General features: G+C 36.1%; 12 protein-coding genes. 6 read left to right on the top strand and 6 right to left on the bottom strand.

Annotated elements, in window-relative coordinates:
• Window positions 1–10 precede the first annotated feature (10 nt).
• A complete protein-coding gene (locus tag CDOMF_RS05670) occupies window positions 11–835 on the top strand; it encodes an adenylosuccinate lyase (protein WP_260951105.1) in 825 nt (274 codons plus the stop codon).
• On the opposite strand, the gene CDOMF_RS05675 is transcribed toward CDOMF_RS05670, so the two are convergent.
• The 6 genes from CDOMF_RS05675 to CDOMF_RS05700 are packed head-to-tail and all read right to left on the bottom strand — an operon-like array spanning window position 832 to window position 6,409.
• Window positions 832–2,076, bottom strand: a complete 1,245-nt coding sequence (locus tag CDOMF_RS05675) for an RNA polymerase factor sigma-54 (protein WP_260951106.1) — start codon at window positions 2,074–2,076, stop codon at window positions 832–834. The two genes, CDOMF_RS05670 and CDOMF_RS05675, sit on opposite strands and share 4 nt — an antisense overlap.
• A 9-nt stretch (window positions 2,077–2,085) precedes the next feature.
• Window positions 2,086–2,814: an LPS export ABC transporter ATP-binding protein gene (gene lptB / locus CDOMF_RS05680; protein ID WP_169974550.1), complete on the bottom strand. Its 729-nt coding sequence runs from the start codon at window positions 2,812–2,814 to the stop codon at window positions 2,086–2,088.
• Complete coding sequence (gene tsaE / locus CDOMF_RS05685; protein WP_260951107.1) at window positions 2,807–3,211, bottom strand: tRNA (adenosine(37)-N6)-threonylcarbamoyltransferase complex ATPase subunit type 1 TsaE; 405 nt, start codon at window positions 3,209–3,211, stop codon at window positions 2,807–2,809. The genes lptB and tsaE overlap by 8 nt, the downstream gene beginning before the upstream one ends.
• Window positions 3,208–3,453 (bottom strand): RNA-binding S4 domain-containing protein, encoded by a 246-nt coding sequence (locus CDOMF_RS05690; protein WP_260953138.1) that lies wholly within the window; start codon window positions 3,451–3,453, stop codon window positions 3,208–3,210. The genes tsaE and CDOMF_RS05690 overlap by 4 nt, the downstream gene beginning before the upstream one ends.
• Before the next feature lie 47 nt (window positions 3,454–3,500).
• Window positions 3,501–4,328: an alpha/beta hydrolase gene (locus CDOMF_RS05695; RefSeq protein WP_260951108.1), complete on the bottom strand. Its 828-nt coding sequence runs from the start codon at window positions 4,326–4,328 to the stop codon at window positions 3,501–3,503.
• Window positions 4,322–6,409, bottom strand: a complete 2,088-nt coding sequence (locus CDOMF_RS05700; protein ID WP_260951109.1) for a TonB-dependent receptor domain-containing protein — start codon at window positions 6,407–6,409, stop codon at window positions 4,322–4,324. Before CDOMF_RS05700 ends, CDOMF_RS05695 begins: the two co-directional genes overlap by 7 nt.
• Window positions 6,410–6,586: 177 nt before the next feature.
• On the opposite strand from CDOMF_RS05700, the gene CDOMF_RS05705 reads away from it, so the two are divergent.
• Genes CDOMF_RS05705 through era form a run of 5 tightly spaced genes read left to right on the top strand, consistent with a single transcriptional unit; the run spans window position 6,587 to window position 11,010 of the window.
• Window positions 6,587–7,810, top strand: coding sequence for an argininosuccinate synthase (locus tag CDOMF_RS05705; RefSeq protein WP_260951110.1), 1,224 nt, complete (start codon window positions 6,587–6,589; stop codon window positions 7,808–7,810).
• A 23-nt stretch (window positions 7,811–7,833) separates the two neighbouring features.
• Window positions 7,834–8,280: a 50S ribosomal protein L9 gene (gene rplI / locus CDOMF_RS05710; protein ID WP_260951111.1), complete on the top strand. Its 447-nt coding sequence runs from the start codon at window positions 7,834–7,836 to the stop codon at window positions 8,278–8,280.
• Window positions 8,280–8,825 (top strand): ATP-dependent protease subunit HslV, encoded by a 546-nt coding sequence (gene hslV / locus CDOMF_RS05715; RefSeq protein ID WP_260951112.1) that lies wholly within the window; start codon window positions 8,280–8,282, stop codon window positions 8,823–8,825. The genes rplI and hslV overlap by 1 nt, the downstream gene beginning before the upstream one ends.
• The gene (hslU, locus tag CDOMF_RS05720) at window positions 8,822–10,144 is read left to right on the top strand and encodes an HslU--HslV peptidase ATPase subunit (RefSeq protein WP_260951113.1); all 1,323 of its coding nucleotides are present in this window, start codon (window positions 8,822–8,824) and stop codon (window positions 10,142–10,144) included. Before hslV ends, hslU begins: the two co-directional genes overlap by 4 nt.
• Complete coding sequence (gene era / locus CDOMF_RS05725) at window positions 10,141–11,010, top strand: GTPase Era (RefSeq protein ID WP_260951114.1); 870 nt, start codon at window positions 10,141–10,143, stop codon at window positions 11,008–11,010. Before hslU ends, era begins: the two co-directional genes overlap by 4 nt.
• The last annotated feature ends 53 nt before the right edge of the window (window positions 11,011–11,063 follow it).

Below are 11,063 nucleotides of genomic sequence, written 5' to 3' on the forward strand. Positions count from 1 at the left end.
AGATATTTTAATGAATATAAGGCAAACTTTAGAATCTTTAAGCATCGAAACAAGCGACGGCAGACTTTTTTCCGAACTTCAAGCAATGATGAAAAAAAATTTCACCAAAACTCTTGGAAAAAAGGATAAGATAATCTCATTTTACGATGAAAATGAGATAATTCAGAGAAAATATTTTTTTAAATTTATTACTAAAATTTATAACCAGACACATAAAGACGAGCTAAATATCAAATTTGCAGAATACATCACAATCAAACTACTGTATAAGCAAGAAAATTCTCTGAAAATTACCATCTTTGCAGATATCGAATTTGTAGATAACGAGGCAAGATTTAGATTTGACAGACCGAATGCTTTATTTATAAGCTATATTGCTCAAAAATTTAAAAAATCTCAAATTTTTATAAATGACGATCAAAATTACCTTATCATAAAAATAGCCAATGCGAACGAAACATCAGGATTTGATGAACTCTTTGATAAAAGTGAACATATGAGATTTTGCACATATTTTAGATACGACAAAGATAAATTTATAAAATTTAAACGTGAAGCCAATATTCAAAATTCACAAAAATTTGTTCGCAGATTCTCAGCCTTAGCAGACTTATTTTCAGAACATTTTAAAACACTTGAATGTGGGCAAAATAGTGATTTTGAAAGTGTTAGAAGCAGATATCTTGAGCTTGTCAAAATTTATCATCCAGACCGTCATGCACAAAAGTCTGAAAAAATAAAAAAAGAATATAGAGAAAAATTTGAAAAAATTCAAAACGCTTACGAGAGCTTAAAACCGTATTTTAAAGAGCAAGAGATATTTGTAAGTGCCTAGCCTTGCATCATATATATTCTTTTTCTTTCGCTAGAGCTACCTATATTTAAGGCTTTTCTATACTTTGTGATAGTTCTTCTTACCATAGTTACACCAAATTTTGATTGTATGAGCTCTAAAATTTTAAGATCGCTTAGAGGTTTTTGCGGATTTTCGTTTTTCACAATATCAGTCACAAAATCCTTAATTGTGGAATTTGAGACTTCTTCATCAATAGCTGCGGAAAAAAAGCTTTTTATAGGCACCAAGCCTCGCGAACACTGCAGATATTTATTTGAGATCGCCCTAGAAATAGTGGATGGATTCCTGCCAAGATCATCGGCAATATCTTTTAGCTTCATTGGCTTCATATCTCCACCGAAAAAATAATCATATTGATATTCTACTATCATTAAAGCTATTTTTCTAAGAGTTGCTTTGCGCATATCAAGGGCATCTACAAGATCTTTTGCTTCTTTTATACGACTACTTACAAACTCATTTTTAGTATCAAGACCTTCTGTATCAAGTAAAATTTCAGGGTAAAATTCATCATTTACACCTATCTCTATTCCGGCACTGCCACTACTTATAAAAATATCTGGAATTTTTGCTACTTGATCGCTTAAATACTCAATTGCAGGAGGATTTTTAAACTTACGCACTATAGCAATAGCCTCATCATACCTGTTGATTTTAGTAATCCTGTCTAAATTTTCAAAATTTTCTATTATAAATTTAGCACTCTTGTATAGCTCGTCATCAAGCTCAAATTCATTAAGCTGAAACAAAAAACTCTCTTTATAATCATACGCCCCTACACCACACGGCTCAAGATAGGCAAATCTGCTCCTAACTCGCTCCACTTCATCTCTATCAAACCCTGTAAAAATTTCATCATCCCAATTAAAATACCCTTCATCGTTAAGGCACTCTACTATCTTTTTTGCGATATCTTGAGATTTTTTCGTAGGGAAAAGAGGTTTATCTATTTGAGATATTAGCTTATCATACAAACTCTCTTTAAAAATAGTATAAGTTTCAATACTGTCACTAACTGAATTTTTAGAAATTTCAGTAAAGTAGTTCTTTTTAAAATAGTTTTGACTTCTATGTTCTATAGTTACAAATGGATTGTCTGCGACAAATGGCTCCAGCGTCTCTTTTAACTCTTCAATGCTTGAACTTAATATCGGAAGCCAGCTTCTAAGAGTGGCAGATAACTTACCTTTTAAGGCAAGCGACTCTGTTTGACGCAACATATCATAAACTTATTCTAAAAGCCTAAATTCTTCGCCAAGATAATGGGTTTTAACGAGTTTATCGTTAGCCACCTCTTTGGCATTTCCAAAAGCCAATAAAGAACCGTCTTTTATAACATACGCTCTATCGCAAATCGCCAAAGTTTCACGCACATTATGATCGGTTATTAATACGCCTATTCCCAAATTTTTAAGATCTCTTACTATATTTTGAATATCAAAGACGGCTATAGGATCAACTCCAGCGAAAGGCTCGTCAAGAAGTAAAAATTTAGGCGTTATCATCAGGCTTCTTGCTATCTCACAGCGCCTTCTCTCACCTCCGCTTAGGCTCACTCCCTTTCTTAGACGAATCGGCTCAATATTTAGCAGATTTAACATTTCATTGACTTTTTTTTCTATAATATCACTGTCTTTGTATAAAATTTCAGCCCCGAGAAGTAAATTCTCCTCTACGCTTAAATCTTTAAATATACTAGATTCTTGTGGTAGATATCCTATGCCCATCTGTGCTCGTTTATGAAGCGGAACATTTGTAATATCGACATCATCAAGCAGTATATTTCCGCTACTTGGAGTAATTAATCCACAAATCATATAAAAAGTTGTCGTCTTGCCGGCCCCATTTGGACCAAGCAGACCCACAACTTCTCCGCTTTTTACCTCAAGAGAGATTCCTTTAATTATATTTGATTTTTTAATAGTTTTTTTTAGCTCTTTTATCTCAAGTTTATGCACCGAAAACCTCGTATTTGCGCCCTCTTTCATGAGGTGTAATTAAAATTTTAACATAAGCGATATTAAATTTTTTAAGCATATCCTCAAGCTCATCATCACCCCACTCTACTAAGTGTAGCCCTTCTTCAAAAAAATTTTCAAATAGTCCGTTTTTTAAAATTCCTTCAAATCCATTTTGAAAAATATCATAGTGAAATACGTTATTTTCATATCCTTGCATAACAGAAAAAGTAGGAGAAGTAACATCAGAATCTATACCGCGAGCCTTAGCGATAGCTTTTACTAAAGTAGTTTTGCCACTAGCCAAATCACCCCTTAAGATTACAACCCCCTCTTTTGGAAGAATTTTGGCAAGCTCATCAAGCTCATTTAAATTCAGAATAAATTCTCTCTTCATAGCTGTTTTACATACTCGCTTTGGGCTGATTTTGGGATACTTTTTGTAACAGGGATGGCTAAAACCTCGTAGCTTACTTCTTTGGCTAGAAATTTGATCGTGATCTTGTCACCTATCTTAATCTCCTTGGCAGGCTTTGCTACGACTCCGTTTATGCTTACTACGCCACTTTTACACATATCTTCACTGACCGCACGGCGCTTTGTAATATTTACTGTATTTAAAAATTTATCTACTCTCATGTTAATAATTCTATCCAAAAATCTCTTAAACATAAAAGTAGACACACTTATTTATCGTAGTATTTCAAAAGATCTTGCAAATTTAGCGGTATTACGCTACCGTGAGTTTGATTTTCATAAATTTTAAATCTATATAAAATATTGCTATTTCTTAAAATTTCAGCTAAATCGCTAGCCTTTATTAAGCCTTCTTTGTCGGTTTTTCCGGCTCTTTTTTCAAACTCTCCCACACTTAAATTTACAAATTTAGCCTTTATTTTATCTTTAAATTTACCATTTAAAACAGATTCTTTTAAAATAAGCGAATCTCCCCACCATAAAGATGGAGAGGCTATAAAGAAATCATCAAATAACGCTTCATTTTTAAGCATGACAAATAGAGTAAAAAGTCCGCCAAAAGAGTGACCATAAAGTGTCTTGCGGCTCTGTCTCACATCAAATTTAAACTCTATAAAAGGCATTAAAATATCTTTTATAAATTTATAAAAAGCATCAGCTCCTCCACCTTTCGCAAATTCATTACCAAGAGCCTTTGGAGTATAATCTCTCGTGCGCCTTTTGGCGTCATAGGCTAAATTTGTATCATAACCTATCGCTATTATAAGGGGCGGCTCTTTGGTTGGCCTATATAAATTTAAAATCATAGGAAACTGTGCATTGGCATCAAGCATAAAAATAAGGTTTTTAAAGCTCTTTTTATCTTTTGGAATAGCTTGAAATATCCTGTAAATTTCACCGTTATCGGCTTTTAAATTTGAAATTTCAATATCGAAATGATCATATACGAAGCCCTGTATAGGCTTTACATTTTGATTTGGCGCACCGGCCAAAAAAGCAAATCCAAACATAATATATAAAAAGACTTTAACTACCATTTTGAATTAATCTTAAACAAAAATCTTCTTCCCTCTTCGGGATACCAGTAGTAATTGCCATCATCAGCCAAGCCCTCATCGTATCTAACATTGTCAAATATATTGTAGGTGGTAAAACTTAAAGATAGATTATCATTTACACTCCAATTCACACCAATATCTGTAGTAAACAGCTTTTTATTATTCTCGCTTACCTTATTTCCTGGTCCAAATTTTACGCTAGTTAGCTCACTTTCGTAATTTGCCCCTATAAATGCCGATATATTATTAATAGGCTCATAAGCTATCATTATATTGGCCTTATGCTCCGGAGTTGCCGTTAAAGACTTACCATCCAGTCTGGAAAGCGTTGTTTGATCAAAGCTAACATCACCATTAGGTGTGCTTATAACAGGATTGCCGGTTTTTATCTTAGAGTTGTTGTATGTGTATGACGCGCTTAAATTTAGATTTTGAGTTATATCGTAATCACCGCCAAGCTCAATACCCCAAACATCAGCTCCGTCTATATTAAAATAGGTTCCCCATCCGGGACATTTTACATGGGGTGCTCCTGTGCAGCCACTATATGCGGGGATTTTATTTAGATTACTTCCGTCGGTATCTAAAATTTTATTTTTAAACTCGTTTTTAAACAGTGTTAAGTTAGCACGAAAATCGCTACCATTATCGTAATATGCAGCGATCTCATAGGTAGTGCTCTTTTCAGGCTCCAAATCTTTATTTCCAAAGTCAACTATTCTCCATCCACCCTGAATAGTTCCTACTTCAGGTGAAATTTGATTTATGTCAGGGCTTTTATATCCCGTTGCCACTCCGCCTTTTATAGTCCAGCTATCGTTGATATTATAAACTGCATAAATTCTAGGAGAGAAATGGCTGCCAAAATACTGGTTATGAGTCCATCTGCCACCAAATGTCATATACAAGGTGTCTCTTAAAATCTCCCACTCATCCTCCAAAAATAAAGCATGCTCTTTCATCGAGTACTCTGCTGGAGTTTTAAGACCGGATTTTAATGCGTTTGACACTATAAAGGTAGTCTTGACCGCCTGCTTGCTAAAATCATATCCGAGAGTTAGAGTATGAGAGTCTAAAAATGTACTGAATTTAGAGTTAAAGTTATTATTTTTTACAGTAGCGGGAGATAGGCTGTCAAACAGGCTTGTTCTTTGCGTATGATCATAGGTATAACTTATATCCGCATTTATAATATCAAAATCTCCAAGATAGCCTACTGCGTAGCTATATCTGTCGTAGTCATACTTATTTATAAGCTTATTTGTCTTCAAGGTCGCCGTTTTACCTACTGTTCTTGAATAGTCATGCATATCCTTTGAACCTAGCAGATAAAATTTATTATGCTCGTCAGGAGCTATCCAAATTTTAGCACTTAAACTCTTTTTATCACTCTGCTGATATCCGCCTTTATACTCATCCTCATCTCTTAGTTTTTTATATCCCCAAAGTTGAATAGCCAATTTATCATCTAAGATAGGTGAATTTAAATAAAAGTCCATCTGCTTATGATCACCTATTCCATTATGATTTTGCAACAGATATGAAAATCCTACAGATCCGCTAAATTTATTAATACTCTTTTTCGTTATTATATTTATAACCCCACCTACAGCATCGCTTCCATATAACGAACTCATAGGCCCCCTTATAATCTCTACGCGCTCTATCGCATCGACAGGAGGAATAAAATTAGAGTTCATATCTCCCGCCCCTCCTTTTGGATTTGCGGCGCTAGAACTTACTCTTTTCCCATCTATTAGTATTAATGTTTGAGAGCTCTGCATGCCTCTTATTGAAATTCCGCTAGCGGGACCGTCTTCTCCGCCTACCACACTAACCCCCGGAACCTTATTTGCAATATTATGCAAAGATTTAAAAACTCCTTGAGACAATTTTTTATTATCAATCACAGAGACACTTGCTGGAGCCTCTTTTATATCTTGCTCAAATCCTCCGGCAGTTACTACTACTTGATCAAGCTGAATTAATTCCGCTCCAAGCAGATAAGAAGAACTAGCAATGCAAGCAAAAGCTGCTGCGGTCTTTTTAATTTTAAGCATACAAACCTCCATTTTAGAATATATTCCAGTGAGAAAATAGTAACTAATTTGTAATAAATTTAATATTAATTATCATTATATTACGGAGCGGTTGATAGTTTTTATTTACTCAAATATTTAGTAAAAATTAATTAAATTTAGCTAAAATTACAAATCTAATTTTCAAAGGATTTTATGATGAAAAAAGATGTTAAAAAGGTTGTTTTGGCATACTCAGGCGGTCTTGACACAAGCATTATTTTAAAATGGCTTCAAGATGAGTATAAATGCGAAGTTATAACTTTTACCGCTGATATCGGTCAAGGCGAAGAGCTTGAACCAGCAAGAGTTAAAGCGCTAGAGCTTGGTATAAAACCAGAAAATATCTTTATAGAAGATCTTAAAGAGGAATTTGTGCGAGATTTTGTATTTCCGATGTTTAGAGCAAACGCCGTTTATGAGGGCGAATACCTACTTGGCACATCTATAGCTCGCCCGCTGATAGCAAAACGCCAAGCCGAGATCGCAAGAACGGTAGGAGCTGACGGAGTAAGTCACGGTGCGACAGGCAAAGGAAACGATCAAGTTAGATTTGAGCTTGGATACTACGCACTTGGAGATAACTTAACCATAATCGCTCCTTGGCGCGAGTGGGATCTAAACAGCCGCGAAAAACTGCTTGCATACGCAGAAAAAAACGGCATAAAGATAGAGAAAAAACCGGGCAAAAGCCCATACTCGATGGACGCAAATTTGCTTCATATAAGCTATGAGGGCTTAGTGCTTGAAAACCCTGCGCACGCTCCTGAAGATGATATGTGGAGATGGAGCGTAAGCCCAAAAGATGCGCCTGATGAAAGCGAAATCATAGAGATAGGATATGAAAAAGGCGATCCGGTAAGCATAAACGGCAAGAGATTAAGCCCTGCGGAAATTTTAGCCGAACTTAACCGCCTTGGCGCAAAACACGGCATAGGAAGACTTGATATAGTAGAAAATCGCTCCGTAGGCATGAAATCTCGCGGCTGCTACGAAACTCCGGGCGGAACGATCATGCTAAAAGCGCACCGCGCCATAGAAAGCATAACTCTTGACCGTGGGGCTGCCCACCTTAAAGACGAACTCATGCCAAAATACGCAGAACTTATCTATAATGGCTACTGGTGGTCTCCTGAGCGAGTTATGCTGCAAGCGATGATTGATAAAAGCCAAGAGAACGTAAACGGAACTGTAAGAGTCGAGCTATACAAAGGAAACGTGATCATCCTAGGTAGAGACAGCAAAAACGATAATCTCTTTAGCGAAGCGTTTTGCACATTTGAAGAAGATAGTGTCTATGATCAAAAAGACGCGGACGGTTTTATCAAGCTAAATGCGCTAAGATTTATCATAGGGCGCAAAAACGGGCGCAAATTTGACTAAAATTTAAATTTATAAGGATAAAAATGAAAGTATTATTAATAAAAGACGTAAAATCTCTTGGAAAAGCAGGAGAGATAAAAGAGGTAAAAGACGGCTACGGAAACAACTTCCTAATCGGCAGAGGCTTGGCAAAAGCAGCAACTCCTGACGTACTTCGCCAATATGAAGCGGCTCAAAAAAGAAAGGCTGAAGAGCTAAAGTATGAGCTTGCAAATTTAGAAACTCTAAAAGAACAACTTGAAAACATAAAGCTGGTTATCAAAAAACCTCTTGGCGCTAACGGCTCGCTGTTTGGCGCAGTTACCAAAGATGAGATCGCTCACGCTTTAGAGCAAAAACACAACCTTGCAATAGATAAAAAAAGCTTTGATACCGACGGACATATCAAATCAACAGGTATTTTTGACGTGGACGTAAAGCTAGGACACGGCATCCATGCAAAGCTTAAGCTAGAAGTCGAGGGCGAGTAGTGTTTCACGCAACAACCATCCTCGCCTATAAAGGCAAAAACAAATCTGTAATCGGCGGTGACGGGCAAGTAAGCTTTGGCAATACGGTGCTTAAAGCAAATGCCGTTAAAATTCGCAAAATTCATAACGGCAAAGTTTTAGCAGGCTTTGCCGGAAGCACTGCCGATGCGTTTAATCTATTTGATATGTTTGAAAATAATTTAGAACACGCCAAAGGCGATCTGCTAAAAGCCGTGATAGAATTTAGTAAAGAGTGGCGCAAAGATAAGTATCTGCGCAAGCTTGAAGCTATGATGCTAGTACTAAATCGCGATAAAATTTTCTTACTAAGCGGAACAGGCGACGTGGTAGAACCTGAAGACGGCAAGATAGCAGCCATAGGAAGCGGCGGAAATTTCGCACTTGCAGCAGCTAGAGCGCTTGATAAATTTAGCGACATAGACGAAGAGCTTTTAGTAACCGAGAGCCTAAAAATAGCCGGAGAGCTATGCATATACACAAATACAAATATAAAAACCTACGTTTTAGAAGAGAATAAAGAATGAATTTAACCCCAAAAGAGATAGTGAAATTTTTAGATGATTATGTAATCGGCCAAAAAGATGCCAAGAAAATCATCGCAATCGCCCTTCGCAACAGATATCGCAGAATGAAACTTGAAAAATCAATGCAAGATGATATAGTGCCTAAAAATATACTTATGATAGGCTCAACAGGCGTTGGAAAAACCGAGATCGCCCGCCGCCTTTCAAAGATGATGGGACTGCCTTTCATAAAAGTAGAAGCTAGCAAATATACTGAAGTTGGCTTCGTAGGACGCGATGTAGAGTCTATGGTAAGAGATCTGGTTGCGGCTGCGATAAGTCTCGTAAAAACCGAATTTAGAGAGAAAAACCAAGATAAAATCGATGAATACGTCGAGGATAAAATAATCAAAAAGCTTCTTCCGCCACTTCCAACCGGAGCAAGTGAGGAGAAAAAGGCTGATTATCAAAGAAGCTATGAGAAGATGGCAGCAAGACTTAAAAACGGCGATCTTGATGATCTAAATATCGAGATAGAAATCACCCAAAGCAGCTTTGATGCTGGCACAAACATGCCTCCTGATATGGCTCAAATGCAAGAGAGTTTTGTAAAAATAATAGGACTAAGCAACAAAACCGTAAAAAAAGAGATGAAAGTAAAAGACGCTAAAGAGGCTCTTAAAAACGAAGCTAGCGAGAAAATTTTAGATATGGAAAGTATCAAGTCTGAAGCTTTAAGAAGGGCTGAAAATGAAGGTATCATCTTTATCGATGAGATCGATAAGGTTGCTGTTAGCTCCGGAAATTCAAGCAGGCAAGATCCGAGTAAAGAGGGGGTTCAAAGAGATCTTTTGCCTATAGTTGAAGGCTCGACCGTAACTACAAAATTTGGAGTTATAAAGACCGATCATATACTTTTTATCGCGGCGGGTGCGTTTCACATAAGCAAACCAAGCGATCTGATACCTGAGCTTCAAGGAAGATTTCCGCTTAGAGTTGAACTAAGCAGCCTTGATGAGAATGCGCTGTATCAAATTTTAACCCAACCTAAACATTCGCTTTTAAAACAGTACGAAGCGCTTTTAAAAACCGAAAATGTCGAGCTTAAATTTCAAGATGAAGCTATAAGAGCGATAGCCAAAATAGCTCAAAATGCAAATGAGAAGATGGAAGATATCGGTGCAAGAAGGCTTCATACGGTAATCGAGCGAGTTATAGAAGATATAAGCTTTGAAGCTAGCGAACATAGTGGAAAAACTATAGAAGTTGATAAAGCACTTGTGGAAGATAGGCTTGGAGATATAATAAAAGATCAAGATCTAGCAAGATACATACTATGAAATCAGGCTTTGTAAGCATAATCGGCAGAACAAACGCAGGCAAAAGCTCGCTACTAAACTGCCTGCTCAATGAAAAAATCACAATCGTATCACACAAACAAAACGCAACAAGACGCAAGATAAGCGGTATCGTGATGAACGGAGAAGATCAGATAATCTTTACCGATACACCAGGACTTCACGAGAGTGATAAAACGCTAAACAAACTAATGATAAACGAAGCTATAAAATCAATGAGCGATTGTGACGTGATTGTATTTTTAGCCTCGGTTCATGACTCAACGCAGGAGTATGAGAAATTTTTAAACTTAAAACCAGCCGTGCCTCATATCTTGGTTTTAACAAAGGTTGATGAAGTTTCAAATGATAAAATTTTAGAAAAAATATCTACGTATTCTAAATTTCAAGATAAATTTGTAGCTTTGCTACCTTTCAGTATAAAAAAACAGACTTATAAAAAGCCTCTGCTTGATGAAATTTGTAAGCTTTTGCCTGAGCATGAGTACTTTTACGATCCGGAGTTTTTAACACCCACTAACGAAAAAGAAATTTATAAAGAATTTATACTTGAGGCGATATATGATAATTTAAGTGATGAGCTACCCTACTCTACCGATGTGATCATAGATAAAGTTAAAGAAAAAAATGAAATTATAGAAATTTTTGCCTCAATAATAACCGATAAAGAGATACATAAATCCATGATTATTGGAAAAAATGGCGAAACAATTAAGAGAATCGGAATAAATTCACGAAAAATGATATCAAAATTAACAGATAAAAAAATATTTTTAAAACTTATAGTAATTGTTAAAAAAGACTGGCACAAGGATGGAAAAATCATAAACAAAATAAATAACTATTGATTTTTAATTTGTTTTTTATTAAAATGGTAAGTGTTATTTTATATTTTAAAGTG

Origin of the sequence: Campylobacter sp. RM16187 (genome assembly GCF_025319965.1) — a bacterium.
In the GTDB taxonomy this organism is placed as follows: Bacteria; Campylobacterota; Campylobacteria; order Campylobacterales; family Campylobacteraceae; genus Campylobacter_A.